This window comes from Promicromonospora sp. NPDC023987, assembly GCF_040639055.1.
Lineage (GTDB): Bacteria > Actinomycetota > Actinomycetes > Actinomycetales > Cellulomonadaceae > Promicromonospora.
In genome coordinates this window covers 15,024-40,314 of the sequence record NZ_JBEZZF010000055.1, presented here as the reverse complement: position 1 = coordinate 40,314, position 25,291 = coordinate 15,024, and the positions used below count along the sequence as shown (strand labels likewise).

23 protein-coding genes are annotated in these 25,291 nt (G+C 71.4%); 17 read left to right on the top strand and 6 right to left on the bottom strand.

The window, feature by feature from the left end; translation table 11 throughout:
- Positions 1-182: 182 nt before the first annotated feature.
- Positions 183-608, bottom strand: a complete 426-nt coding sequence (locus AB0F40_RS20700; RefSeq protein WP_357471875.1) for a DUF5709 domain-containing protein — start codon at positions 606-608, stop codon at positions 183-185.
- A 281-nt stretch (positions 609-889) separates the two neighbouring features.
- Here AB0F40_RS20700 and rplM point away from each other — a divergent pair, with 281 nt between their 5' ends.
- The 4 genes from rplM to AB0F40_RS20680 all read left to right on the top strand — a co-directional run bounded on the left by rplM (position 890) and on the right by AB0F40_RS20680 (position 4,271).
- On the top strand, positions 890-1,339 hold the full coding sequence (gene rplM / locus AB0F40_RS20695) for a 50S ribosomal protein L13 (protein ID WP_357471873.1): 450 nt from the start codon (positions 890-892) through the stop codon (positions 1,337-1,339).
- Positions 1,340-1,382: 43 nt separating this feature from the next.
- Positions 1,383-1,868 (top strand): 30S ribosomal protein S9, encoded by a 486-nt coding sequence (rpsI, locus tag AB0F40_RS20690; protein WP_357471870.1) that lies wholly within the window; start codon positions 1,383-1,385, stop codon positions 1,866-1,868.
- 124 nt (positions 1,869-1,992) lie between these two features.
- Positions 1,993-3,357, top strand: coding sequence for a phosphoglucosamine mutase (glmM, locus tag AB0F40_RS20685; protein WP_357471866.1), 1,365 nt, complete (start codon positions 1,993-1,995; stop codon positions 3,355-3,357).
- A 224-nt stretch (positions 3,358-3,581) separates the two neighbouring features.
- Positions 3,582-4,271, top strand: a complete 690-nt coding sequence (locus AB0F40_RS20680) for a DedA family protein (protein ID WP_357471863.1) — start codon at positions 3,582-3,584, stop codon at positions 4,269-4,271.
- Positions 4,272-4,299: 28 nt separating this feature from the next.
- On the opposite strand, the gene coaA is transcribed toward AB0F40_RS20680, so the two are convergent.
- Positions 4,300-5,295: a type I pantothenate kinase gene (gene coaA / locus AB0F40_RS20675; RefSeq protein WP_357471860.1), complete on the bottom strand. Its 996-nt coding sequence runs from the start codon at positions 5,293-5,295 to the stop codon at positions 4,300-4,302.
- Between the two features lie 122 nt (positions 5,296-5,417).
- Between coaA and glmS the strand changes: the two genes are divergently transcribed.
- The 4 genes from glmS to AB0F40_RS20655 all read left to right on the top strand — a co-directional run bounded on the left by glmS (position 5,418) and on the right by AB0F40_RS20655 (position 9,177).
- Positions 5,418-7,319, top strand: a complete 1,902-nt coding sequence (gene glmS / locus AB0F40_RS20670) for a glutamine--fructose-6-phosphate transaminase (isomerizing) (RefSeq protein WP_357471857.1) — start codon at positions 5,418-5,420, stop codon at positions 7,317-7,319.
- A 24-nt stretch (positions 7,320-7,343) separates the two neighbouring features.
- Positions 7,344-7,700: a pyrophosphatase gene (locus tag AB0F40_RS20665; protein WP_357471855.1), complete on the top strand. Its 357-nt coding sequence runs from the start codon at positions 7,344-7,346 to the stop codon at positions 7,698-7,700.
- A gap of 26 nt (positions 7,701-7,726) precedes the next feature.
- Complete coding sequence (locus AB0F40_RS20660) at positions 7,727-8,581, top strand: alpha/beta hydrolase (RefSeq protein WP_357471852.1); 855 nt, start codon at positions 7,727-7,729, stop codon at positions 8,579-8,581.
- Positions 8,582-8,826: 245 nt separating this feature from the next.
- Positions 8,827-9,177, top strand: a complete 351-nt coding sequence (locus AB0F40_RS20655; RefSeq protein ID WP_357471849.1) for a holo-ACP synthase — start codon at positions 8,827-8,829, stop codon at positions 9,175-9,177.
- 17 nt (positions 9,178-9,194) lie between these two features.
- Here the strand turns inward: AB0F40_RS20655 and AB0F40_RS20650 are convergent, their stop codons facing one another.
- Positions 9,195-10,244: a TIGR03560 family F420-dependent LLM class oxidoreductase gene (locus tag AB0F40_RS20650; RefSeq protein WP_357471846.1), complete on the bottom strand. Its 1,050-nt coding sequence runs from the start codon at positions 10,242-10,244 to the stop codon at positions 9,195-9,197.
- A gap of 97 nt (positions 10,245-10,341) precedes the next feature.
- Between AB0F40_RS20650 and AB0F40_RS20645 the strand changes: the two genes are divergently transcribed.
- From AB0F40_RS20645 to AB0F40_RS20625, 5 genes are all read left to right on the top strand, one after another.
- On the top strand, positions 10,342-12,093 hold the full coding sequence (locus tag AB0F40_RS20645; protein WP_357471844.1) for a bifunctional ADP-dependent NAD(P)H-hydrate dehydratase/NAD(P)H-hydrate epimerase: 1,752 nt from the start codon (positions 10,342-10,344) through the stop codon (positions 12,091-12,093).
- Between the two features lie 34 nt (positions 12,094-12,127).
- A complete protein-coding gene (locus AB0F40_RS20640; RefSeq protein ID WP_357471841.1) occupies positions 12,128-12,592 on the top strand; it encodes a hemerythrin domain-containing protein in 465 nt (154 codons plus the stop codon).
- Between the two features lie 278 nt (positions 12,593-12,870).
- The gene (locus AB0F40_RS20635) at positions 12,871-15,201 is read left to right on the top strand and encodes a LuxR C-terminal-related transcriptional regulator (protein ID WP_357471838.1); all 2,331 of its coding nucleotides are present in this window, start codon (positions 12,871-12,873) and stop codon (positions 15,199-15,201) included.
- A gap of 403 nt (positions 15,202-15,604) precedes the next feature.
- Positions 15,605-18,232: a choice-of-anchor G family protein gene (locus AB0F40_RS20630; protein ID WP_357471835.1), complete on the top strand. Its 2,628-nt coding sequence runs from the start codon at positions 15,605-15,607 to the stop codon at positions 18,230-18,232.
- A 133-nt stretch (positions 18,233-18,365) separates the two neighbouring features.
- The gene (locus AB0F40_RS20625) at positions 18,366-19,730 is read left to right on the top strand and encodes a copper amine oxidase (protein ID WP_357471832.1); all 1,365 of its coding nucleotides are present in this window, start codon (positions 18,366-18,368) and stop codon (positions 19,728-19,730) included.
- Positions 19,731-19,746: 16 nt separating this feature from the next.
- Here the strand turns inward: AB0F40_RS20625 and AB0F40_RS20620 are convergent, their stop codons facing one another.
- A complete protein-coding gene (locus AB0F40_RS20620) occupies positions 19,747-20,508 on the bottom strand; it encodes a methyltransferase domain-containing protein (protein WP_357471830.1) in 762 nt (253 codons plus the stop codon).
- Between the two features lie 125 nt (positions 20,509-20,633).
- Between AB0F40_RS20620 and AB0F40_RS20615 the strand changes: the two genes are divergently transcribed.
- From AB0F40_RS20615 to AB0F40_RS20605, 3 genes are all read left to right on the top strand, one after another.
- The gene (locus AB0F40_RS20615; protein ID WP_357471827.1) at positions 20,634-21,746 is read left to right on the top strand and encodes a hypothetical protein; all 1,113 of its coding nucleotides are present in this window, start codon (positions 20,634-20,636) and stop codon (positions 21,744-21,746) included.
- 74 nt (positions 21,747-21,820) lie between these two features.
- The gene (locus AB0F40_RS20610) at positions 21,821-23,131 is read left to right on the top strand and encodes a histidine kinase (protein ID WP_357471824.1); all 1,311 of its coding nucleotides are present in this window, start codon (positions 21,821-21,823) and stop codon (positions 23,129-23,131) included.
- The gene (locus AB0F40_RS20605; RefSeq protein ID WP_357471821.1) at positions 23,124-23,765 is read left to right on the top strand and encodes a response regulator transcription factor; all 642 of its coding nucleotides are present in this window, start codon (positions 23,124-23,126) and stop codon (positions 23,763-23,765) included. Before AB0F40_RS20610 ends, AB0F40_RS20605 begins: the two co-directional genes overlap by 8 nt.
- 46 nt (positions 23,766-23,811) lie before the next feature.
- Here AB0F40_RS20605 and AB0F40_RS20600 read toward each other — a convergent pair whose 3' ends face one another.
- On the bottom strand, positions 23,812-24,288 hold the full coding sequence (locus tag AB0F40_RS20600) for a GNAT family N-acetyltransferase (protein WP_357471818.1): 477 nt from the start codon (positions 24,286-24,288) through the stop codon (positions 23,812-23,814).
- A gap of 166 nt (positions 24,289-24,454) precedes the next feature.
- Between AB0F40_RS20600 and AB0F40_RS20595 the strand changes: the two genes are divergently transcribed.
- Positions 24,455-24,730: a hypothetical protein gene (locus AB0F40_RS20595; protein ID WP_357471815.1), complete on the top strand. Its 276-nt coding sequence runs from the start codon at positions 24,455-24,457 to the stop codon at positions 24,728-24,730.
- Positions 24,731-24,775: 45 nt separating this feature from the next.
- On the opposite strand, the gene AB0F40_RS20590 is transcribed toward AB0F40_RS20595, so the two are convergent.
- Entirely contained in the window at positions 24,776-25,258 is a 483-nt protein-coding gene (locus AB0F40_RS20590; RefSeq protein ID WP_357471812.1) for a glutathione peroxidase, read from the bottom strand.
- Positions 25,259-25,291: the final 33 nt, after the last annotated feature.

Sequence of the window (25,291 nt, the reverse complement as noted above, 5' to 3'; positions counted from 1 at the left end):
CCAGACCCTCGACTGGGCCAACCCAGCCGAAGCCCTCAACCGCCTACTGTTGACCCAACAAGCAACCGGTGCAACGACCACGTGAGACCACCTAGTCATGTAGCGAGGTAGTCACTGAGCGCACGCTGGGTGACTACCTCGCCAGAGGGCTACTTCGCCAAGGGACTACCTCGGCAGGGGGGTCACGGCTCGTCGACCCAGTGGACCGCCGCCTCCTCGGCGCTCGCTCCCGCGCCGTCGATGCCCGCGTCCGTTCCGTACACGTCGTTCTCGCGGTTGCCGTCCTCGCCGGCGTAGCTGCCGGGGTCCGCGTCGGGGTCGGACACGAGCCGTCCCGCGCGTGACGTGTCGGCGCGGTCGAGCGGGTCGGTCTGCCAGACGTCCGGCTCCTCCTCGCCCAGGCGCTGGTCCATCGGCTCGCCGTGCCGCTCCTCCCACGAGGTCTCGCCCCAGTGGTTGCTCCGGGGGCGTTCGGGCGGCGAGTAACCTTCGTCGAGGCGGTCCTTGGTGCCCCGGTCGTACAGCGTGTCCTCGGACGGAAGCTGGTCCGTGTCTCCCTCGGCGAGCCCGTCCGGTCCTGGCATGGTGGCTGGGGTTTCCTCGGTCATGTACCTACCGTGGCACCAGTTCGGCGACGACGCCACAGGCGGACGTGTCGAACCTCATGGTCCCCGACCGGTATCCCGACCCGCTTCGCTTTGACCCCCGGGGAAGCTGCCAGGTACTCTGATGAGTCGTTGTGCTTTGTCACGACGTCCTGCGTCAGCATCGAGCCCACTCGAGTGCTTACGACCGGCCCGGACGTCACTCTGACCCCCGCGCACAACGACCTGACTCATCGGGCGCTGCTTCTCGCCCGACGACACCGAAAACGAAAAGGTTACGAACCGTGCGTACGTACACCCCCAAGCCCGGCGACGTCCAGCGCGACTGGTATGTCGTCGACGCGACCGACGTCGTCCTGGGCCGCCTGGCAAGCCAGGTCGCCATTCTGCTGCGCGGGAAGCACAAGCCGACTTTCGCCCCGCACGTCGACGGTGGTGACTTCGTCATCATCATCAACGCGGACAAGGTCGCGCTGAGCGGCAACAAGCGCGAGACCAAGATGGCTTACCGCCACTCGGGTTACCCGGGCGGCCTCACTGCCACCCCGTACGGCGAGTTCCTGGACACCAAGCCGGAACGCGCCGTCGAGAAGGCTGTGCGCGGCATGATCCCCAAGACCTCGCTCGGTCGGGAGCAGATGACCCACCTGAAGGTCTACGCAGGCTCTGAGCACCCGCACACGGCGCAGCAGGCCAAGCCGTTCGAGATCACCCAGGTTTCGCAGCAGGCCTGAGGCCGCTGCCGGATCGCAACGCGAAGGACGCGAGGACACCACAGTGGCCGAGACCACCGTCGACATCGAGCAGGGCGCAGAGACGCCCAGCAACTACACCACCGAGACTGCCGCACCCGCAACGCGCGGCTCGTCCATCACCGCACCGGCTCAGGCCCTCGGGCGCCGCAAGGAGGCCGTGGCGCGCGTGCGCCTCGTCCCCGGCACCGGCACCTGGAAGGTCAACGGCCGCACCCTCGAGGAGTACTTCCCGAACAAGGTGCACCAGCAGCTGGTCAACAGCCCGCTGAGCCTCGTCGAGGTCGAGGGCCGCTTCGACGTCATCGCCCGTATCACGGGTGGCGGCACGTCGGGCCAGGCCGGCGCACTGCGCCTGGGCATCGCCCGCGCGCTGAACGAGATCGACGAGGACGCGAACCGCGCCGAGCTCAAGAAGGCCGGCTTCCTCCGGCGTGACGACCGCAAGGTCGAGCGCAAGAAGGCCGGTCTCAAGAAGGCCCGCAAGGCTCCGCAGTACAGCAAGCGCTGATACCAGCGCGTGGCTGGATGGCCCCGCCGAACAGTGTCGACACTGTTCAGCGGGGCCATCTGCATTTCAAGGAAGGGCCGGAGGCCCACTACGGTGGGATCCGAACTATCTGAGGAGAACCGGCATGGGCAGGCTGTTCGGCACCGACGGAGTTCGGGGCCTCGCCAACAAGGACATCACGGCGGAGCTGGCGCTGGAGCTGGGCGCCGCCGCCGCGCGGGTGCTGACGGCACAGGGGGAGCTGCTGGGGCCGCGTCCGCGCGCGGTCGTAGGACGAGATACTCGCGCCTCGGGCGAGTTCCTCGCGGGCGCCGTCGCGGCCGGGCTCGCGTCAGCGGGCGTCGACGTGGTGATGCTCAACGTGCTGCCCACACCCGCCCTGGCGTATCTCGTGACGGAGCTGGAGGCCGACCTGGGCGTCATGGTCTCCGCCTCGCACAACCCGATGCCGGACAACGGCATCAAGTTCTTCGCCCGCGGGGGGCTCAAGCTCGACGACGCCGTCGAGGACGCCATCCAGGCCACGCTCGGGGACGAGTGGGACCGCCCGACGGGTGCCGACGTCGGGCGCATCCGCACCGACGGCCAGGCCGCCGCGGAGCGCTACGTGCGGCACCTGACCGACAGCGTCGGGACCACCCCCGACCACCGGCCGCTCGAAGGCCTGCGCATCGCTCTCGACTGCGCCAACGGCGCCGCGAGCGAGGTGGGCCCGGACGCGCTTCGTGCCGCGGGCGCCGACGTCGTCGTGATGAACGCCAGCCCCGACGGCCGGAACATCAACGAGAAGTGCGGCTCCACGCACCCTGAGCAGCTGCAGGCCGTCGTCGTGGCGTCCGAGTCGGACTTCGGCGTCGCGTTCGACGGCGACGCCGACCGCTGCCTCGCCGTCGACCACACCGGCGCGATCGTGGACGGCGACCAGATCCTCGGGATCCTCGCCAGCGCACTCCAGGAGGAGGGCAGGCTGCCGGGCGAGACCCTCGTCGTGACGGTGATGAGCAACCTCGGCCTGATCCTCGCGATGCGGGAGCGCGGCATCAAGACCGTGCAGACCGCCGTCGGCGACCGGTACGTGCTCGAGGAGATGCGGGCCAAGGGCTTCGGCCTCGGCGGCGAGCAGTCCGGCCACATCATCCTGGCCGACCACGCCACGACGGGGGACGGCGTCCTCTCGGCGCTGCACCTCGCCGCACGGGTCAAGGCGTCGGGCAAGCGCCTGGCCGACCTCGCGGGCCAGATCGAGAGGCTGCCGCAGACTCTCGTCAACGTCCGGGGCGTGGACAAGTCCCGCGCGGGTACCGACGAGGGCGTCCAGACAGCCGTGGCCGACGCGACAGCACGTCTGGGGGACACCGGCCGGGTGCTGCTGCGGCAGTCCGGCACGGAGCCGCTGGTGCGCGTCATGGTCGAGGCCCCCGCGCAGGACGAGGCGGACAAGGTGGCTGAGGACCTGGCCGCCGTCGTGCGGGAGCGGCTCGCGCTGTAGCGAACGGTCCTGTGCCGGTGCGCGGGTCGTGGCGGCTGGCACGGCAGGCGTGAACGCTCCGTGAATCCTTGGGAAGCGGGGTTCTTCCAGGGGGACCCCTGATGCTATTCAGGGGTTCCCCTTGCGTAGGCTGACCGCAGGCGCTAACAAGTGCCGTCCTCCGCCCCCGGGCGCCGCCCTGAGCCTGTCGACGGGTAGTGCTCGACCGAGACTCTCGAGGTCCCGTGCTCGAACTCATTTCCACAGTCCTGAGCGCCACCGAGGCCTGGATCCTCGCGATGGCGGCCTCTCCGTGGATCTACCCGGCGATGTTCGCGTTCGCCACCATCGACGGCTTCTTCCCGCCGCTGCCCAGCGAGTCCGTCGTGATCACGCTGGCGGTGTCGGCGCACACCACCGGCACGCCCTGGATGTGGCTCGTGCTCGTGACGGCGGCGGCCGGAGCATGGGTGGGCGACCAGATCGCCTATCAGATCGGGCACCTGATCGGCACCGAGCGCGTGCCGTTCCTGCGGGGCCCGCGCGGACGCCGGGCGGTGGCCTGGGCGGAGCGGGCGCTGACCCGTCGCGGCGCGTCCTTCATCCTGGCGGCGCGCTACGTGCCGATCGGCCGGGTCGCGGTGAACATGACGGCGGGCGCCGTCGCCTACCCCCGCCGCCGGTTCATGGTCATCGCGGCGATCGCCGCGGTCATGTGGGCGCTCTACTCGGCGGGAATCGGCCTGGTCGCGGCGCAGTGGCTCGGCCACGACCCGCTCCTGGCGATCGGCATCGGCGTGGTGCTGGGTGTCGCGATGGGCTTCGTCGTGGACAAGGTGGTCGGCTGGTTCTCGCGCCGGCACCTCGACGACGAGTCCGAGCCCTCGGCGAACCCGTCCGACGAGAAGGTCACGGTCCCGCCGTCGGAGGCCTGAGGCCCACGGCCGAGGACTCGGAGCCGGCTCAGAGCTTGCGGAGCCGGACCCGCTGCACCGCGTGGTCGGAGCCCTTGGTCAGCACGAGCGTCGCGCGGCCGCGCGTGGGGATGATGTTCCGCTCGAGGTTGGGCGCGTTGATGGACTCCCAGATCTTCAGGGCGCGCTCCGTCGCCTCCTGGTCGGAGAGTGAGGCGTACCGCCGGAAGTAGGAGTCGGGCTTGGTGAACGCGGTCCGGCGCAGCTCGAGGAACCGGTCCACGTACCACTGCCGGATGTTCCGCGTGCGGGCATCCACGTAGATCGAGAAGTCGAAGAAGTCGCTCACCGCGACGGTCGACTCGTCGACGGTCGACGGACGGGCGGGCTGCAGCACGTTGAGGCCCTCGACGATGAGCACGTCGGGCTTGCGGACCACCATCTCCTCGTCCGGCACGATGTCATAGGTGACGTGCGAGTACACGGGGGCTCGTACCTCCGACCGGCCGGCCTTGATCCTGGAGAGGAACCGGATCAGGGCGCGCCGGTCGTACGACTCGGGGAAGCCCTTGCGCTCCATCAGACCGCGTCGTTCGAGCTCGGCGTTGGGGTAGAGAAACCCGTCGGTCGTGATGAGCTCGACGCGCGGCGTCTCCGGCCAGCGGGCGAGCATCTCCCGCAGGACGCGCGCCGTCGTCGACTTGCCGACGGCGACCGAGCCGGCCACCCCGATGACGTACGGCGTGCGGGGCGGGTCCTCGTGCAGGAAGGTCGACGTCGCGTCGTGCAGGCCGCCCGTGGCCATCACGTACAGGTTGAGCAGGCGCGACAGGGGGCGGTAGATCGCGTCGACCTCGGCCAGGTCGATGGGGTCGCCGAGACCCCGCAGACGCTCGACGTCCTCGTCGGTCAGCGGCAGGGGTGTGGAGGCCGACAGACGGCTCCAGGCCGCGCGGTCGAGATCCACGTAGGGCGAGGACGAAGCGAGGGCCAGCAGATGCTCGCCGTGCTCCGTCGTCGGGAACTGGGAAACCACCTGCAGCATTGTGCCCCAACCGGGCGCGGGAATCGCTACCGGCCTCTGCGAGGCGTCGCGCGGCGTGTGTGACGGGCCGCTTGTGAGCCCGGTCATGGGAGCAGGTCAGGACCCTCGTTAGACTCCCCCCTATGTGTGGGATTGTGGGTTACACGGGAACTGCTGCGACTACGGCGGACGGAAACGCCTCAGGTGCCGCCACGCCGTCGGGCACGCCCCTCGCCGTCGCCATCGAGGGGCTGCGGCGGCTGGAGTACCGCGGCTACGACTCGGCCGGTGTCGCGCTCGTCGCGCCGGGCCTGGACGGTGTCGCCTGGGCCAAGAAGTCGGGCAAGCTCGCCAACCTGATCGAGGCGCTCGACCAGGAGCCGCTGCCCGAGGCCACCGCGGCGATCGGCCACACCCGCTGGGCCACGCACGGCGGCCCAACGGACGCGAACGCCCACCCGCACCTGGCCGACGGCGACCGGCTCGCCGTGATCCACAACGGCATCGTCGAGAACTTCGCCCAGCTCAAGGCCGAGCTGCTGGCCGACGGCGTGACGTTCCGCTCGGAGACGGACACCGAGGTGGCCGCTCACCTCGTGGCCAAGGCGTACCGCGAGACGGGCAACCTGACCGAGGCCATGACGGCAGTGGCCGGCCGCCTGCACGGCACGTTCACGCTGCTCGCCGTCCACGCGGACGCGCCGGAGACGGTGGTGGGCGCCCGGCACGACTCCCCGCTCGTCGTCGGTCTCGGCGAGGGGGAGAACTTCCTCGGGTCGGACGTCGCCGCGTTCATCGCACACACCAAGGAGGCCCTCGAGCTGGGGCAGGACCAGGTGGTGACGATCACGCCGACGTCGGTGACCGTGACGGACTTCGACGGCAAGCCCGCCGAGGCCAAGCGCTACACCGTGGACTGGGACGCGGCCGCCGCGGAGAAGGGCGGCTTCGACTCCTTCATGGACAAGGAGATCCACGACCAGCCGCAGGCCGTCGCCGACACGCTGCTCGGCCGCACCGACGCCGCCGGCGCCCTCGTGCTGGACGACCTGCGCATCGACGAGTCGATCCTGCGCGCGGTGAACAAGATCATCGTGATCGCCTGCGGCACCGCCGCCTACTCCGGGCACGTGGCGAAGTACGCGATCGAGCACTGGTGCCGCATCCCTGTCGAGGTCGAGCTGGCGCACGAGTTCCGCTACCGCGACCCGATCGTCGACGAGCGCACGCTGGTCGTTGCCGTGACGCAGTCCGGCGAGACCATGGACACGCTGATGGCCGTGCGGCACGCCCGCGAGCAGGGCGCCAAGGTGATCTCGATAGTGAACACCCACGGTTCGACCATCCCGCGAGAGTCCGACGCCGTGCTGTACACGCACGCCGGCCCCGAGATCGCCGTCGCCTCCACCAAGGCCTTCCTCGCGCAGATCACCGCCGCCTACGTGCTGGGCCTGTACCTGGCGCAGCTGCGGGGCAACAAGTTCCCAGACGAGATCGTGGCGCTGCTCGACGAGCTGCGCGCCATGCCGCGCAAGATCCAGACGGTCATCGAGCGCGGCGAGTACGTGCGCGCGACCGCCCGCTCCATGGAGAAGTCCGACAAGGTGCTGTTCCTGGGCCGGCACGTCGGCTTCCCGGTGGCCCTGGAGGGCGCGCTCAAGCTCAAGGAGCTCGCGTACATCCACGCGGAGGGCTTCGCGGCGGGCGAGCTCAAGCACGGTCCGATCGCCCTGATCGACGAGGGGCAGCCCGTGTTCGTCGTGGTGCCCTCACCGCGCGGACGGGACTCCCTGCACTCCAAGATCATCTCGAACATCCAGGAGATCCGGGCGCGCGGCGCCCGCACCCTGGTGATCGCCGAGGACGGCGACGACGAGGTGCGCAAGTACGCCGACGAGGTCTTCTGGATCCCGCAGGCGCCCACGCTGCTCCAGCCGCTGCTTGCCGTGGTGCCGCTGCAGATCTTCGCGATGGCGCTGGCGACGGCGAAGGGGCTGGACGTGGACCAGCCGCGTAACCTCGCGAAGTCCGTGACGGTGGAGTAGCCGGACTGTGGCACGCTCGGCGGCGTGGACCTCAAGAACCTCTCCGACGACGTCGAGATCATCAGCCGCGTCTACGCGCGGGTGCACGGGGTGGAGCGCACCGACGACTGGCTGGTCCTGAAGCTCCACGAGGAGGTCGGCGAGCTCACCCAGGCGTACCTCGACCTGTCGGGCCGTTCGCGGGACCGTGGCCTGTCCGACGACGAGACGCGCGACGCGTTCCGCGGCGAGGTGGCTGACGCACTGGCCCAGCTGTTGCTGGTGGCCCGGCGGTTCGACGTGGACCTGCCCGAGGAGCTGGAGCGCAAGTGGTTCCGCTGGCGGCACCTGGTCCAGCCGGAGGACACCGCCGGCATCCGGGATGTCGGAGGCTCCGTCTAACCTCGGGGCTGACGGAAGGGGCGTACATGGCGTACGTGGAGGTCGACGGGGTCCGGGTGCACTACGTGGAGCACGGGCTTTCCGGACCGGGAGCGCTCACGGCAGTGCTGGTCCACGGGTTCCCGGTGGACCATCGGATCATGACCGGCGCGTTCGAGCCGGTGTTCGCAGAGCGCCCGGGTTGGCGTCGCCTCTACGTCGACCTCCCGGGCATGGGCAGTACGACGGCGCCCCACGTCGCGAGCACCGATGACGTCTTCCGGGTCCTGCGCGGGGCGGTCGACGCGCTGGTGCTCGAGGGGCTGTACGTCGTCGTCGGGCAGTCGTACGGCGGGTACCTGGCGCGCGGGCTCGCCGCCGCTGACCCGGAACGAGTGGTCGGACTGGCCGCCGTCGTGACCGTGGTCGAACCGCGCCACGAGCTGCGGCAGCTGCCGGCGCGTCAGGTGCTCGTCCGCGACCCCGAGCTCGCCGAGCGGGTCGGCGCCGAGGCGTTGGAGGCGGAGGAGATCCTCGTGGTGCAGACCGAGGAGACCTGGGAGGCGACGCGGCAGCAGGTGGACCCCGGGCTCGCAGCGGCCGACCCGGTGGTGACCGCGCGGATCGAGGAGAGGTACGCGGGTGCCTTCCCCGTCGAGCCGGCGCCGTTCGAGCGGCCGGTGCTCGTCGTGGTGGGGCGGCAGGACTCTGTCACCGGCTACCGCGACGCGTGGGAGCTGGTCGAGCACTATCCGCGGGCCACCTTCGCGGTGCTCGACCGGGCGGGGCACGCACTGAACATCGAGCAGCGCGGGTTGTTCGAGGCGTTGGTGGGCGAGTGGCTGGACCGCGTGGAGGAAGAGGCTGTCAGCCGGACACCGCGACGAGGACGAGCAGGCTGACGATCGACGCGATCACGACGCCGAAGATCACGACCATGAGCATGGGGAAGGGGAGCTTGTCGTCGTCCTCGGGCATGGCGGCCTCCTACGCATGAAAGGTGGCGCTCTGCCGGTACTGTGCAGGCGCCACCTTTACCTCTACATTACTGAGAACAGAATGCCTGAAAACGGGCACGATGCGCAAGGCCGGGGTGTGGCACGTCGACGAGACCATGCGTCCCGGCCGACGACCGTAGGCTGAGCCAATGATCATCGGGACGGGCATCGACGTGGTCGACGTGAACCGGTTCATGGAGACCCTCGGCCGAACGCCCCGCCTGCGCGAGAAGCTGTTCACGGAGGTCGAGCGGGAGTTGCCGCCGGCATCCCTGGCCGCTCGGTTCGCGGCCAAGGAGGCGATCGCGAAGTCGCTCGGTGCTCCCGGAAACCTTCGCTGGCACGACGTCACGGTGCACCGCACCGTGGGCGGCCCGCCCCGGATCGACGCGAGCGGCACCGTCGCCGCCCGCGCCGCAGAGCTCGGAGTGCGTACCTGGCACATCACGATCTCGCACGACGCGGGGATCGCGTCGGCGATGGTGATCGCGGAGGGCTGATCAGCCGCGGTGCGGTCCTACTGGAGCTCCGGGATGACCTGCTTCTCGAAGAGCTCGATCCCGGTCTGGTCGTAGGCCGCCTCCTGGAAGTTCGTGATCGCGTACTCCAGGCCGCGACCACGCATGTCCTGCAGCCGTTCGGCGATCTGCTCCGGTGTCCCGACCAGGAGCCCGGTCCGTCTGCCGGCCATCTCCTCGTCGGCCTTCTCGGGCGCCCACCTGCGCAGGTGGGCCTCGATCCAGGCCAGGCGGTCCGCGACGTCGGCCTCGGTCTCGCCGATCACCACGTTGTAGTTCGCCGACCGGGTGATCTCACCGAAGTCCCGGCCCACGTCCTTGCAGTGCGCCTCCAGCACGCCTGACTTGTGCTCGAAGGCCTCGGGCGAGCCGGCGAAGTTGGTGTACTGCGCGTGCTGCGCGGCGATGCGCAGGGTCTTCTTCTCGCCACCACCTGCGATCCACAGGGGGATGGTGGGCACCTCCGCACCGCCGTCGCCCAGCGGCAGCTGCTGCAGGGGCTGCGGGTAGCAGAGCGCGCCGTCGACCTGGTAACGCTTGCCCTCGAACGTGCCGGAGGACCCCGTGCGCCACATGTTCGCCATGATCTGCACGCCCTCGTCGAGCGCTCGCAGGCGCTCACCCGCCGACGGGAAGCCGTAGCCGTACGCGCGCCACTCCTGCTCGTACCAGCCTGCGCCGATACCCATCTCGACCCGGCCGCCCGAGATCGTGTCGATGGTCGAGGCGACCTTGGCCAGGTAGGTCGGCTCGCGGTACGCCATGCAGGTGCACATCTGCCCGAGCCGGATGCGCTGCGTGGCAGCAGCGAACGCGGCCATGAGGGACCAGGCCTCGTGCGTTGCCTCGGTGGTGACCTCGGGGACGGTGTGGAAGTGGTCGAAGACCCAGGCCGAGGTCCACGCGAACTCACCGCCCGGGACGGCCTCGCCGGCCGCCTGGTTCTCCGCGCGGTGCACAAGGGACAACATGGTGGCCCACTGGTCGGCGGGCGCGATGTCGACCAGGTCGAGGCGCCAGCCCTGCGGGATGAAGAGTCCGAATCGCATGGTCCGACCCTATGCCGACCGCGATCCCTGAGGGAGAGGAAGCCCAGAATGCACGGTTCTGGTACCCGGACAGTTGCGGAAGCGGCACTATAGGACCGTGAAAGACGCGTGGAGTTCCGACGAGGTACGAAAGGCCGAAGAGCCACTGATCGCAGCCGGCGAGCCGCTCATGGCCCGAGCGGCGTACGCGCTGGCTCAGACGGTGCTCCGGGAGGTGGCGGCGCGCCCTGCCGACGGGCGCGCCCCAGACAGCCGGGCCGCACGCCCGGGTACCGCCCGCCTGCGCGGCAGCCTCGGATCCGACGGACTCCCCGGCACTGCCAGGGTCCGGCCCCGCGGCGGGACGGGAGCCAGGCGCGAGGTGCGCGGTGCGCGCGCACTGCTGCTCGTCGGTCCCGGCAACAACGGCGGCGACACCCTGTTCGCCGGCGCGCACCTCGCGCGGCGCGGCATGGCCGTCACCGCCGTCCTGGCGTCCGCACGCGCGCACGACGAGGGCCTCGCCGCGTTCCGCGCAGCAGGCGGGAAGGCGCTGACGCTCGCAGACATCCGGGTCCCATCAGTGGTCCGGACCGCCCTCGCCTCCGACGTCGTCATCGACGGCCTGGTCGGCGTCGGTGCGCGAGGCGCACTGCGCCCGCCGGCGGGCGGCCTCGTGCGCACCCTCGCGGAAGCGCGCGAGACCGCCGGAGAGCTGTGGCCGTACACGATCGCCGTCGACATCCCCAGCGGGATCGGCGTGGACGACGGTGTGGTGCTGGGCCCGGTGCTGCCGGCCGACCGCACCGTCACGTTCGGCGCGCTCAAGCCCGGCCTGCTCCTGCCGCCGGCAGCGCATCTCGCCGGGGAGATCGAGCTCGTCGACGTCGGCTTCCCCGCTGCCTCGGGCGGCGAAGGCTGGGCCGGTGCGGTCTGGGGCATGACGACCGGCCGGCACGCGATGGCCGGCGCGGACCCGGCGTCGGGCCGGGTGCGGCGCATCGAGCCGGCCGACGTGGCCGCGCTGTGGCCAGCCCCCGGACCCGGCGACCACAAGTACACGCGAGGAGTCGTCGGCGTCATCGCCGGGACGAGCACGTACCCGGGCGCGGCGGTCCTCGCGGTGTCGGGCGCAGTGCTGGCCGGACCCGGCATGGTGCGCTACCTGGGGCCAGAGGCGGTCGGCACCCGCGTGCTGCTCGCCCGACCCGAGGTGGTCGTGACCGGTGGCCGCGTGCAGGCCTGGGTGCTCGGACCCGGTGTCCCGGCGGTCGACCCGGACGCCGGGCCGGACGACGACGGGCAGGCCCGCCGGATCTTCGGGGCGCTCGCTGCCGTGACCGGGGTGCTGTCCGAGGACGTCACCGGGGGCAAGATGCCCGCCGTCATCGACGCGGGCGCGCTGACCATGCTGGAGCACCGTCTCCCGGCCTGGGCGGTGCTGACTCCGCACGCCGGTGAGCTGGCGGAGCTGCTGCAGGGTCTCGGGCACGACGTGGACCGGGCGGGGGTCGAGGCGCAGCCGCTGCACTGGGTGCGAACGGCTCACCAGGCGACCGGCGCGACGGTGCTGCTCAAGGGCGCGATCACCGTGGTGGCGGGCCCCGGCGACGCCTACGCGCAGGCCGACGCGCCGGCCTGGACGGCCACCGCGGGGGCAGGCGACGTCCTCGCGGGAATCCTGGGGACGCTGCTCGCGGGCCGCTCGGCCGACGTCGTCGAGGACGAGACGCTCGCGGCCCGGCTGGCGGCCGCCGCGGTGCTCGTGCACGGCCGCGCGGCGGCACGCGCGTCCGCGGGCGGCCCGGTGGCGGCGCTCCAGATCGCCCAGGCGGTTCCGGCCGTCATCGCGGAGCTGCTGAGCGCCTGACGGCGGGAGCTCAGCCCGGGTTAGGGTGGCGACGATGAGCCAACGTGTCGTCGCCTGGGGGCAGGAGCTCCGCGAGGTCCACCGTCGGCTGCGCGACGCTCTCGCGGTGGCTCGGTCCGCGGTCGAGGGCGGCGCGGCCGGACCTTCGGCGGCGCGAGACCTGCAGCTCTACTGCGTCGGCTTCTGCGCGGCGCTGACCGGCCACCACCGCAGCGAGGACGCGACCCTGTTCGACGTCGTGCTGGCGGCCGAACCCGGTCTGGCGCCCGTGGTCGCCGACCTGAAGCGGGACCACTCCATGCTCGACCACCTGCTGGGCGAGCTGGAGCGCGCCGCGAGGTCGGGTGCCGGCCGGGACGAGCTGCTGCGGCACCTCGACGGGATCGAGGCAGTGATGGAGACGCATTTCCGGTTCGAGGAGAAGAAGCTCGTCGGAGTGCTCGACGGCGCTGACCGGCCCGAGGCGGACAGGCAGGAATTGCTCGGCCCGCTGGCCTGAAGCCGGATTCTCCTGAAGTGGACATTCCGCCAGGATTTTCGCGGCCACGAGTTTCTCGCACCTGCCCGAGATGCGCCAAGTAGAGCCGTAATTTCCCGTACCACAGCCACACCCTGCACGATTCATCTCCTGTCATAGACTCCTGAGGCGCTACTGATAAACGTTCATGTAAGTGGCGAACTGGGGTGTGCGTGCCATCAAGCTACGGGCCTTCCATGGCCGTGCCTTCGGCAGTGTCGACGGCATGGAACCAGGCAGGCAGCAGGGGGAGGGACCACGTGGTCCACGGGCGTGATCGAGAGCTGCGGGTCATCGGGCACTTCGCGACCGACCTGGACCCGACGGTCCTGGTCGTGCGCGGGCTGAGCGGGATCGGCAAGACCGCGACGGTGCTCCAGGCGCTGAAGCAGGTCGGAGCCGGATCGTCCGCGGTCCGGGTGGTGCGGCCCTGCTCGCCACGGCCCTCGGCCCACGATCTCGACAACAACCGGCGCATCGACCTTTCCGCCTGGTCGGTCCAGGACCACGAGGGCGACGGCTCCGAGTTCGACGCGACGGGCTTCCTGCGCGCGGTCTCGGTCTGGGCCGATGACAGCGGGCCAGGTCCGCGGGTCCTCTTCGTCGACGACGTGGGAGTGCTGACGCCGGAGCGTGCGCGTTGGCTCCAGCACCTGGCGGACGAGGCGTACGGGCAGGACTGGCGCGTGATCGCCGCAGTGCGGAGCATCACCGTCGAACCGCTCTCCGACGACGTCGAGGTGCTCGAGCTGGGTCCCCTCGACCGGATGTCCTTGCGGCGTGTGCTCGACATGGAGCTGAGCGCCCCGGTGGCTGCCGACGTCGTCGAGCACCTGCGGTGGTGGAGTGCGGGCAACCCGCGGCTCGCCCTCGAGCTCGCGGGTTCGTTGAGCGCCGCCGAGCTGTGCGGGGACGTCGCCTGGACCGGGCCGGACAACGTCGGATCGGCGGCCCGGCGCGCGTACCGTGCGCTGCTGGCCGGGCTCGACCCGGCCACGATGACCGCACTTGCCGCCGCGGACCTCGGCGGTACCTCGGTGGTGCGCCGGGACGGCCGCGCGACCGTGCGGCACCCGCTGCTCGCGCTGCTGTGCCGGGAGGTCCGGGGAGCCGACGGCGGCGGCCGGGAGGTTCAGCCGCTGGACCGCGACGTGACAAAGCCTGGCGCGGTGGCGAGCGTCCTCGACGGGTTGCACCTGGACGAGCTGCCGGCGCGCGCGTGGGCCGCGGTGGCGGCTGCGCCCGACCCCCGCCTGGCCGCACGCGCCGTCGGGGTGTCCCTGCTGGCCGGGCGCACCTGGCGAGACCACGGCGGTGGCCCGCTGGTGCCGGACGGCGTGGGGGCGGAATGGACCAACCACCTGTGGTGGCGTGATCCGGCGGGCGCCGGCGAGGCCGCCCGTGCCGCCGGCGCACGGGTCGCCGAGACGCTGCTGCGTCTCGAGGACACCGGCGACCTGGCCGATCCCGACAGGCTCCGGGCGGACCTGCGGCTGGTCGGGCCGACCCCCGGCCAGGACTGGGTGGGGGTCGACATCCAGGTGCGTGCCCTCCTGATGCTGGGGGACGTGGTGAGCGCACGGGGCCTGCTGGCCGACCATTCCGGCGCGACGCCGGGGCGGACGGTGGCGGAGATCGTGGCGCGTGACCTCGCGGCCGCGCGGGTGGCCGCGTTCGACGGGCGAGCCGCGGACGTCCGTGCGCACCTCGCGCACGCGGCGGAGCTGCGCCCGTCGGTCGACGGGTGGCTCCCGGCCCGCGGCATGCGTGCCGCTGCGGACGCCGTCGTCGACGGGACCGTTCCGGCGAGCACCATGCCGGCCCAGGCCGGTAGCTGGTCCGCACGGGTGCTCGGTGAGTACGCCGCCGACCTGGGTGCCGCGCACCTCGTCGTCGGGCAGGCGGAAGGGGCCGTCGCGCTGCTCACCATCGCGCTCGAACACTGCGCCTGGCCGTACCGGGGCAGGGTGCAGGTCCGGGGCGACCTCGTGGAGGCCGTGCTGGCGTCGTCGCCGCCCGGGAAGGTGGGGCCACGGGCCCAGCGGCTGCTCGATCCTCCGCTCCTGCCGGAGGAACGGTCGGCGCCGGACGTCGCGGCCGCCTACTCCCGGCTCTCTGCGCTCCTCGCCGACGACGGCGCGCCGTCGGCCGCCTTCGAGGCCGCGCTGCACGCGCCGCCGGCTCCCATGTCGCCCTGGCAGCGTGCGCGCATGCTGGTCGCGTACGGCCGGTACGCCGTGACCCGTGGCGGTCGCGCGACGGGCGAGGCGATGCTCGACGAGGCCCGGACGCTCGTACGGCTCGCGGGGATGGCGGGCTGGCTGCGCGGCATCGACGTGTTCCTCGCCGAGGCGGACGCGAGCGGTGGCACCGGCCCCGAGTGGGAGGTGCTCGGTGGGCACGAGCGGGAGATGGTCCGGCTCGCGGTGCACGGCGCGACGAACTCCCAGATCGCCCAGGCGACGTTCGTGTCGGAGCGGACCGTCGTGAACCGGCTGCGCCGGGCGTACGCGACGCTCGGCATCCGGGACCGGAGGGACCTGGTGCGTCTCGCCGAGACCCGCCCACCCGCTTGGCTCGCCGGCGGCTGACGCGCAACTCGAACGCAGGTTTTTCACCCGCAGATGCTGGCGCTTTTCACCCGGCATTTCGGACTACCTTCACTTCTTTCCATCATCGTGCGCTTGGGTGCCTTTGTTGCGCCTCTGATCGTCTCCAACGCAGGGTGCGTTGCGTTCGATTGCGTCAACGCACGATTGCCGCTCTGCCTGGCAGGTCCCTGGGAAGCACTGTTCGCTAAAGCCCGGGCACCGGTGTCTCATACGCCCCGCCCCAACCGATCCGGACGTGATCACGTACCGATCCGGACGCTTTTCTTGAAGCGTGTATATGGAGGAGTGAGTTCTCTTGAACCGAACGCAAGTACCGTCCCGACGCCGGAGGGGTAGCGTCCCGTGGCGCCGGACCCTGGCGACGGCCGCGGCAACAGCAGTCGTGGTCACGGCCACCGGACTGCCCGCGGTCGCAGTGGACAACTACCCGGACGAGCCGTCCGAGGCCGCAGCGAGCGTCCTCGACTCGACGCTCTTCCAGGAGGCGCTGCTCGCAGCCGCCTACTCGGATGCCGGCTCGGAGTCGAACCCCGGTCCGAACGAGGGCAACCTCAACGTCGAGCTGCTCGGCTCGCAGGTCGTGAAGCTCGGTGACGTCGAGGTCCGCCTCGACGAGATCCTGGACTTCGGTCAGCTCGGTGCGCTGGCCAGCAAGAGCGAGGCGTCGTCCCCTGTCGACGCACACGCGGTGTCCGGCCTGCTCGGCGCGGACGGCGGCGTCACCCTGGACGGCAAGACCGAGGACTTCGGCAAGGCGTCCGTGGACGTCCTGTCGGTCGCGCGCCTGCTGGGCGTCGACAGCCTGACGGACGAGATCGTCGACCAGCTCCTGCTGGAGGTCGGTGCCGGCGCTGCTGAGGTTCGCGCCGAGGACGGCGTGATCCTGGACCAGGACGGCGTGGGTGGCCTCGGCCAGTACCGTGTCGCCGACCTGGACCTGTTCCTGCACTCGCCGGTCATCGAGGACGCTGCCGCGTCCATCCACGACATCGGTGGCTCGGTCGACACGGCCGTCGAGGACCTCGTCAACGAGAACCTGGACGACAGCGCCCTGACCGGTCTGTTCGACGCGGTCCCGGGTGTTCCGACGCCCTCGGTCACCGTCGACAGCAACATGCAGGAGACGCTGTTCGAGTCCGTCGTGGGCGAGCCGATCACCTCGGCGAACCAGCTCCTCACGATCGACCTGTCGACCGGTGAGCTCCAGGTGCACCTCGACAAGCTCGTCGACAACCCGGACGGTAGCGAGGGCGGCCTCAACGAGCTGCCCCCGAACTTCGAGCTCATCGACGACACGACCTACCCGCTCATCGCGGAGACCGTGCACGAGCTCATGGAGGAAGTCACCAACGTCCTCATCGGTGCGATCGAGGACTCCCTCGACGCCGTGACGGTCAACCTGGCCTTCACCGACGAGACCGGCCTCGACGTATCGTGGTCGATCCCGCTGACCTCCGCCGTGGACGGCAACTTCCCCGAGGCCGAGAACAACAGCACTGGTCTCGCGGCGCCGGTCGCCGAGGTCCTCATCACCACCATCAACACGCTGGGCCCGGCCATCTCCGAGCTTCTCGCTCCGGTGTACGAGCTGGTGATCAGCGATGAGGGCGACGAGATCTTCGAGCTGCTGGTCAACGACCTCAAGACGGGCGCCATCACGGAGCCGATCCGTGAGCTGCTCTCGCCGGTCTTCGAGGTCCTGGCCGAGGTCATCTCGATCACGATCAACCGCCAGGTCACCGAGACCGCCGAGGCCGGGGTCACCCCGACCTCTACCGAGGCCGCTGAGGTCGTCACGTCCTTCGACCTGTCGGCGCTGAGCATCGCGCTGCTGCCGGCGGACGAGATCGCCCGGATCAACCTGGGCAACGCCGCGGTCCGCATCTCGCCCGACGGCGACGGTGGCGGCAACCCCGGTGAGATCGACCCGTCGCTGACGGTCGACCCCGTCACGGTCGCTCCCGGCCAGTCGACCATCGCGACGGGCGAGGGCTACACGCCTGACTCGACCGCGACCGTTCAGCTGACCGACCCCGAGGGCAACCCCGTGGGCGACGCCATCCCGGTCGACACCGACTCGGAGGGTTCGTTCAGCGTCCCGGTCCCGGTCCCGGCTGACGCCGAGCTCGGCGTCTACCCGGTCGTGGGTACGGACGACACCACCGGTCAGGCCGCTGAGGCCCCGCTGGCAGTGGTCGCAGGCTCCGACATCTGCGCCATGGACCCGACCCTGACCGTCGAGCCGGGCGCTGTCTACCCGGGCGACACCGTCTCCGTCGTGGGCCAGGGCTTCCCGGCCGGCGTCCCGGTCGTCGTGCAGCTGCGCGACGCCGAGGGCAACCCGGTCGGCGACCCGATCACGGTCACCCCGGACGAGGCCTGTGGCTTCATCACGGACCTGACGGTTCCTGAGGACGCAGAGCCCGGCGACCACGTCGTCGAGGCCGAGCCCGAGGACGGCACCCCCGGTGCCGAGGCACCGCTCGAGATCCTGCCGCCGGGCACGACCCCCCCGGGCGACGAGTGCACGGACCCGAGCATCGTCGCTGACCCGGCCGCGGTCGAGGCAGGCGCCGAGGTCATGGTCACCGGCACCGGCTTCCCGGCCGGCGCCACCGTCACCGTTCAGCTCCAGGACACCCAGGGCAACGACATCGGTGACCCGGTCACCGTGACGGTTGGCGACGACTGCGGCTTCGAGACCCCGATCACGGTTCCCGAGGGGACCCCGCCGGGCGTCATCATCGTCGACGCTCAGCCGGACGACGGCAGCCCGGGCGCACAGACGCCGATCATTGTCGTGGCCGGTTCGACCGGTGGCTCGGGCGACGGCGAGGACTCGGGTGCCGGTGACGGCGACCTCGCCGCGACCGGTGCGAACGTGACGGCTCTCATCGCCGCCATGGTGCTGCTCCTCGGCGCCGGTGCGGTCATGATCAAGCGTCGTCGCGAGATCAGCCAGGCCTTCGCCACCGCGATGGGCAAGATGACGGACAAGCGTTCCGTCTGACGAACTGAGTCGTTGACTCAGGGAGCAACTGTCTGACGCAGTAAGGCCGGCCCGGTGCGACGTCGTCGCACCGGGCCGGTGCTGTACGGAAGGGCCCGTACCGGGCAGTGCGTTCGAGATCGAAGGGGGAGCCGTGCCCGAGCTGTCGCCGAGACGTGGAGTGATACCGGCGATCGTGGCGGCGGCGGCCATCGTCGCACTCGTCGTGGCCGCGATCCTGGTGGTGGAGCACGCGATACCCGCCGCACCGGTCCCACGGGGAGAAGAGACGACGGCGTCGGGCACCGTGGACCTGACGTGCCCGGAGAACGAGCCGATCACGCAGGAGCTCCTCAGCGGTTCCACGTGGACCATGTGCTGGCGGGTCGACCCCGACCGTGGGCTGGTGCTCGGAGACGTGCACTTCGCCCCTGCCGGGCACGACCCGGTGCAGGTGCTGGCCGAGCTGTCCATCGGGCAGCTCGAGGTGCCCTACGACACCGGCCTGCGCAACACCGAGGACATCACGACCCAGGGCTTCGGCGGCCAGCAGATGATGTCCCTCACCGAGACCGAGTGCCTGGGCGAGCGGATCGAGACGTACGTGCCGGCGATCGGTGACGGTACGTCGGGCGGCGGCGGAGAGCGGCGCCCGGTCCTCTGCCAGGAGGTGGTCGACGGCGGGATCGCCTACCGCAGCAGCGACGGCGACGGGACCGAGGTGGCGCGGCGCACAGAGCTCCGGCTCGCGACCATCTCGAAGGTCGGCTGGTACGAGTACGTCAGCCAGTACACGTTCGGCAGCGACGGCAGCATCCGGTCCGACCTCGGCGCGACCGGCGACCTGTCGCCCGAGGACTACGGGGACGACCCGGCCCACGGCTGGCCGGTCGGGCCAGGCGACACGGACTACGCCACCAGCCACTCGCACAACGCCGTGTGGCGGGTGCACTGGGCGCTCGGTGGGCAGGGGGGCCAGGTCGTGGAGCAGTACGACGCCGCACCGACCGGTGAGTGGGGCCCCCGGTCACCGCTCGTCGAGGGCGGCCTCACCCGGATCCCACGGGAGAGCACCGCGGAGGCGGCCGACCGGCGCTGGTGGCGCGTGGTGAACCCCGACGTGCTCAACGCGGACGGGCACGAGATCTCCTACCAGGTGGAGATCGGCGCGACTACGCCGTTCGAGCTCACGAAGGACCACCACCACGACGGCGGCGACCAGGCGGGCTACACCGTCGCGTTCACCGAGGCGGACGACTGCCAGCTGTTCGCCACCGCGAACAAGGAGGGCACCTGCGGTTCGGGCGTCCTCGACTTCGCACAGGACGAGGAGGAGCTCTCCGACGTCGTCACGTGGGTCGCCGTGGGGTTTCACCACGTGGCCCGCGACGAGGACCAGAGCCCCATGGAGATGCACTGGCAGGGCTTCACCCTGACGCCGCGTGACCTGACGGCACAGCGCGCCGACCTGCCGTCGGCCCGCGAGGACGTGAACGGCAAGCCGGCCGAGACGCCCTGAGACGGACTCCCGCTGCTCAGACCTTCCGGGCCTCGACCAGCGTGCGGCGGCTGTGGCAGACGAACGAGCCGTGCTCCGTGATGTGGTTCCCCAGCGCCCGCAGCCGGTCGCCGTACTTCTCGACCGAGAAGTCGGGCACTGTCCACAGGACCTTGCGCAGGAAGTGCACCACCGCTGCCAGGTCGAAGAACTCGACCCGCGTCAGCGCGTCCCGGAGCCGCACGACGTCGAGCCCGACGGCGGCGACCTGCGTGCGGACCTCGTCCAGGTAGTCGGCGTCGCGGTTCGCCTGCGGGCCCATCAGGAACTCGAAGAGGGCCCGGTTGGAGCCCGCCCCGACCTCCTGTACCAGCAGCGTGCCGCCCGGCGCCAGCACCCGTGCTGCCTCGGCATACGGGAAGGCGACCGGGTGGCGGCTCGTGACCAGGCCGAACGTGCGGTCGGCGAACGGGAGCCGGGCGGTCGAGCCGTCGACCAGGGTCACCACTCCGCCGAACGGCGCGAGCGCGGCCGAGGCGAGCTCATAGTTGGGTGCCCAGCCCTCCGTGGCCCGCACCGTGGCGGGCACACGCTCCGCCAGCCCGAGCGCCTCCGCGAGCACCTCGCCTCCGCCGGTGTCGACGTCGAGCGCCGCGTCGACCTGGCCCAGCCGCTCTCCGCAGAGCCGCACGTAACCCCAGCCGGGGCGCTCCTCGGTGGCGCGGCCCGCGAACCAGGAGAAGTCCCAGCCGTCGGTGGGGACGGCCAGCCCCTCGGCAATCGCCTCGTCGAACGTCATGAACAGGAAACTATCTCCGCGGATCCCCCGGTCACCAGCCGATATCCCCCGGCCGGGGGAGGGGGCGAGCACCCGCCGGGCGGGAGTGTGAGGGCATACCGAACGACCGACCGGAAGGAACCGTCATGGAACGCATCGCTCGCGCCACTCTCCTCGGCGCCACCATCGCGAGCGGCGCAGTCGCGCTGCTCGGCCTCGCCTGGATGCTCGGCCTCTGGCCCAACCCGTACGCCGAGCCCGTCGCGGCGCTCCTGGCAGGGCTCGCCGGGACGGACGTCGCCACCACGGTCCACGTCGTCGCCGCGCTGGCCGGCGTCGCGGCCGGGATCGCCGGCCTCGCTGGCGCCCTGGGCGCACGCGGCCGCGTCTGCGCCGGCGTGCTGCAGCTCATCGTGTTCGGGGTGCTGCTGCAGGGCACCGGCCCGCTCTCCACGATGGGCTACCTCGTCGCGCTGCTCATGCCGGTCGCCGTGGTGGTCATGCTCGTCCAGGTGGTGCGGCGGTACCGGGTGGCCCGCTGGACGGTCGGGATTCCCGGCCTGGTGGCCATCGTGGTCGGCGTCATCGTGGGACGCGACGCCATCACCGGCACCATCACCGGGCTCGTCGCAGGCTTCGCGAGCCAGGGCGCGGCCATTCTCGTCACGCTGCTCATCCTGACGCTCGGCACGCTGTGGGCCACGGTCGGCGCGCAGGCCCTGTCCGGTATGTCGGCCATGGACCGCGCCACCGCCTGGGTGGTCAGGCACCGCCGCGCCATCACGATCGTGGCCGCCACCGGGCCCCTCCCCTACGCGCTGATCCGGCTCACGTGGCTCACGCCGTGGCCCCAGCTCGGATTCGACATGGACATGTCCACGCGGATCTGGGGGCTGGCGCTGTCCAGCGGTGCCTGGCTCGGCGTCTTCCTCACCCTCGGCCTGATCCGGCCGTGGGGCGAGGTGTTCCCCCGGTGGATGCCTGGCCTGGCTGGACGCCGCGTGCCGATCACGGCTGCCGCCGTGCCCGGCGGACTGATCGCCGTGACCCTCATCTTCTCAGTCATCCCCATGTTCCTCCTGGGTCGCGGGCAGAGCGTCGGCGACCAGATCCTCGGCGCCATCGCCTTCCCCTGCTGGTACTGGGGTCCCGCCCTGGCGCTCGCCGTCTGGGGCTACGTCGCCCACCGCCGCCAGACCGAGCGAGCGGCCGCACTCGGCGCCGACGAGCGGTCGCTGAACCGGCTCCCGGCCGTGTGACCGGCCGTGTGACCGGCCGTGTGACCGGCCGTGTGACCTGGCAGGCGAACCCTATGACCGGAGAGGATGACGGCATGCAGGCGACGAAGCGGTATCTGATGCGGTACCTCGCCCGGCGGTTCGCCTGGCACATGCTGGGCGCGGCGATCGGGCTGGCCCTGGTACTGCTCGTCTACAGCCTGCTGAACATCTCGGCGGGAATGGTGCCCAGCTGGGCGTTGGCGGTCGCGACCTTCGCGGCCGCCATCGGCCTCGGGCTGGTGCCGGGCGCGCGGGAGCTGGAGGTCACGGCGGCCCGTGCGCTGCTCGACGTGGACGACGAGCTCGTGGTGCCGGCCGACCCGCGGCCGGCACACCGGATCCGGACGGCCGTATGGGTAGCGGGGCACCTTGCCTCGGGCCTGCTCGTGGCGGCCGGCCTGTTCGCGGGCATCCCGATGGCGGTGCTCATCGGCGTCGAGGCGCTCGCCGGCGAATCGCTGCGGTCCGGCGACTCGTTCTACACCGGGCTACCGCTGCCGGACGGCCCGGTGTCGCTCGCCCTGCGGCTGATCGCGTGCGCCGCCTTCGCCCTGCTGGCCCTCGTGGCGACCTGGCCGCTCGGGGCAGCCGCGTCGGCCCTCGCCGGCCGGGTGCTCGGGCCGACGCCGCACGACCGGATGGAGACCGCCCTCGCCCGAGCCCGCCGAGAGGCGGAGCACACTCGCCTCGCGCGCGAGCTGCACGACGGGATCGGCCACGCGCTCACCGTCGTCAGCGTGCAGGCGGCGGCCGGCAGGAGGGTCGTCGCGGCCAACCCGGAGGCGGCCGCCGAAGCCCTCGCCGCCATCGAGGACACGGCGCGGTCCGCCCTCACGGAGCTCGACCAGCTCCTGGCGGTCCTCCGGGACGACGCCGACGACGAGGCGCCCGTGGCCCTGGCACCCGCCCTCGGCGACGTCGTCTCCGCCCACCGCCGCGCCGGCCTGGACCTGGCTGCCCGCATCGACCTACCGGAGGGCCTGCCGGCTCTCCTCGGCCGGACCGTGCAGCGTATCGTCACCGAGGCGCTCACCAACGCCCACCGGCACGGCGCCCCCGGGCCGGTCGGGCTCACCGTGGGTCACGACGACGACGGGGTGCGGATCGAGGTCGTGAACCCGGTGCGCGCCGGGTCCCGCCCCGGCCGGCGTCCGTCCGGAGGACGCGGGCTGTCCGGCATCCGGGAACGGGTGGCACTCTTCGGCGGGACCGCTGAGGCGGGTCGCGACGGCGACAGCTGGATACTTCGTGCGACGCTGCCCTGCGCGCCCCTGCGGACAGCCGAGCGAACCGGCGACCGCGTCCATGGCGCGACCGACCGCGCGACCGACCGCACGACCAACCGGAAGGACCCAGATGCCTGACACCCCGGTCCGGGTGCTCGTCGCCGACGACGAGCCGCTCGTCCGCAGCGGCCTGCGCCTCATCCTGGACGCCGAGCCCGACCTGCAGGTCGTCGGCGAGGCCGGCGACGGCGCCCAGGCGGTCGAGCTGGCGCGCTCGCTGCGGCCGGACGTCGTCTGCATGGACGTGCGGATGCCCGGTGTGGACGGCCTGCGCGCGACCGAGCTCGTGCTGCGCCTGCCGGACCCGCCGCGCGTGCTCGTGGTGACGACGTTCGAGCACGACGGCTATGTCCTCGACGCGCTGACGGTCGGGGCATCCGGGTTCCTCCTCAAGCGGGCGGGAGCCGACGAGATGGTGCAGGCGGTCCGGACGGTCGCCGTCGGGCAGAGCCTGCTGTACCCGGAGGCGCTGCGCGACCTGATCCGGTCGCGTCCGCGCGCGACGACCGGGGCGCCCGCGCTGACGCCGCGCGAGCGGGAGGTGCTGGGCCTGGTGGCGCAGGGGATGACCAACGCGGAGATCGCGACGGCGCTCGTGGTCGGGGTCGAGACGGTGCGCACCCACGTGGCGTCCGTCCTCGCGAAGCTGCAGGCCAGAGACCGGACCCAGGCCGTGGTGCTCGGGTACCGGGCGGGCCTGGTCGACCTGTAGCCAAGGCTCCGTAGGCAGGCCTGAGCCCCGTGGTCTCGCCTCGGGCTCAGTCCCGGGGGAGGGCCATCTCGACCACGTCCGGGAACGGCGGGTAGTCCGACGCCTGGGTGCGACCCGTGCGGCGCCAGCCCAGGTGCTCGTAGAAGCCGATGGCCTGGTCGTTGTCGGAGAGGCACCACAGCCGCGGGTCGTCCATCTCGGCGACGGCCGCGTCCATCGCCGCGCGTGCGAGGCCGGCTCCCCACCGGGACGGGTGCACGGCCAGATGCCGCAGCAGCCGCTCGTCGTGGGCGACGAAGCAGGCGAGGCGCGAGGTGTCGCCGTCCTCGTCGTCCAGCACGAGCACCCGGACGCCCGGCTCCGTGAGCGCGGCCTCCCACTTGGCCCGGACCTCGTCGGACGGGAACGGGTACATGCCCGGCGGGAAGATATGGCCGAGGGCCGCGACTCCGGCGGCGCGCTCGACGTCGAGGAGCCTCTGCGCGTCCTCGGGCGTGGCCTGCCGAAATCGTTGCTGGTCCATGCCGTCCAGCGTAGGGCCGACACCTGCGGCGGGCACCACCACTGCGATATGTCACGCCTGGACCCGGACGGGCGAAAACTGGTGCGCAACATTTCCGCGAAGTGCTGTGACCTCTGTGCGGTTCGAGCGTCAAGGCTGCATGACAGATACAGCATTCAGTGCAGTGATGTCCCGTCTCTCCACCCTCGACACGCTCTCGCTGCGAGTGAGTCAGGACTGGCTCGCGTTCGGCCTCGACCGGGTGGACGTGCTGGTCATCGACATCCTGACCGTCAGCGAGTACACGGCCCTGCCGCTCGTGGGCAAGCACAAGCTCGTCGCCGAGGAGCCCGATCCCGGCAGGGAGCTGGGCCTGACCAGGGTCTGGGTCGGCTGGCTCGGGGACGCCTCGGACGTGGTGCCGGTCGCGATGCGGCTCACGCTCGCGGCCGGCGACGGCTGAGGTGCCGGCCGCTCCCCAGGCGGTCGCACCTCAGGCGGCCGCACCTCAGCGCGGGAGGTGCGCCTCGATCTCGCCGACGATCGCCGGGTCGTCCGGCAAGGTCTTCGGTGAGTACCTGCGCACGTCACCGCCGGGCAGAACCAGGAACTTCTCGAAGTTCCAGCGGATCTTGCCCGAGTGGCCTCCCGCGTCCTCCGTCTTCTTGAGCTCTTCGTAGAGCGGGTGAGCGTGCCGGCCGTTCAGCCTGATCTTGTCGAGCACGGGGAACGTCACGCCGTACGTCATGGAGCAGAACTCGGCGATCTTCTCGTTCGAGCCCAGCTCCTGCAGGAACTGGTTGCTGGGAAAGCCCAGCACCGTGAAGCCCCGGTCCTGGTACTTCTTCTGCAGCTTCTCCAGGGTCTCGTACTGCGGTGCCAGGCCGCACCGCGAGGCCACGTTCACCACGAGCACGACGTCGTCCTTGTGCTCGGCCAGCGAGATCTCGGTGCCGTCCATCGTGTGGAAGGGAATGTCGTAGAGGGTCACCCGCCCATCCTCCACCCCTGACCCGGCCAGTGG

Coding starts and splice junctions, on each gene's coding strand:
- AB0F40_RS20655 (WP_357471849.1), top strand. CDS start 8,827: ATGATCATCGGGACGGGCATCGACGTGGTCGACGTGAACCGGTTCATG.
- AB0F40_RS20660 (WP_357471852.1), top strand. CDS start 7,727: ATGGCGTACGTGGAGGTCGACGGGGTCCGGGTGCACTACGTGGAGCAC.
- AB0F40_RS20700 (WP_357471875.1), bottom strand. CDS start 608: ATGACCGAGGAAACCCCAGCCACCATGCCAGGACCGGACGGGCTCGCC.
- AB0F40_RS20650 (WP_357471846.1), bottom strand. CDS start 10,244: ATGCGATTCGGACTCTTCATCCCGCAGGGCTGGCGCCTCGACCTGGTC.
- AB0F40_RS20610 (WP_357471824.1), top strand. CDS start 21,821: ATGCAGGCGACGAAGCGGTATCTGATGCGGTACCTCGCCCGGCGGTTC.
- AB0F40_RS20595 (WP_357471815.1), top strand. CDS start 24,455: ATGTCCCGTCTCTCCACCCTCGACACGCTCTCGCTGCGAGTGAGTCAG.
- AB0F40_RS20640 (WP_357471841.1), top strand. CDS start 12,128: ATGAGCCAACGTGTCGTCGCCTGGGGGCAGGAGCTCCGCGAGGTCCAC.
- glmM (WP_357471866.1), top strand. CDS start 1,993: ATGGGCAGGCTGTTCGGCACCGACGGAGTTCGGGGCCTCGCCAACAAG.
- coaA (WP_357471860.1), bottom strand. CDS start 5,295: ATGCTGCAGGTGGTTTCCCAGTTCCCGACGACGGAGCACGGCGAGCAT.
- AB0F40_RS20600 (WP_357471818.1), bottom strand. CDS start 24,288: ATGGACCAGCAACGATTTCGGCAGGCCACGCCCGAGGACGCGCAGAGG.
- glmS (WP_357471857.1), top strand. CDS start 5,418: ATGTGTGGGATTGTGGGTTACACGGGAACTGCTGCGACTACGGCGGAC.
- AB0F40_RS20615 (WP_357471827.1), top strand. CDS start 20,634: ATGGAACGCATCGCTCGCGCCACTCTCCTCGGCGCCACCATCGCGAGC.
- AB0F40_RS20620 (WP_357471830.1), bottom strand. CDS start 20,508: ATGACGTTCGACGAGGCGATTGCCGAGGGGCTGGCCGTCCCCACCGAC.
- AB0F40_RS20605 (WP_357471821.1), top strand. CDS start 23,124: ATGCCTGACACCCCGGTCCGGGTGCTCGTCGCCGACGACGAGCCGCTC.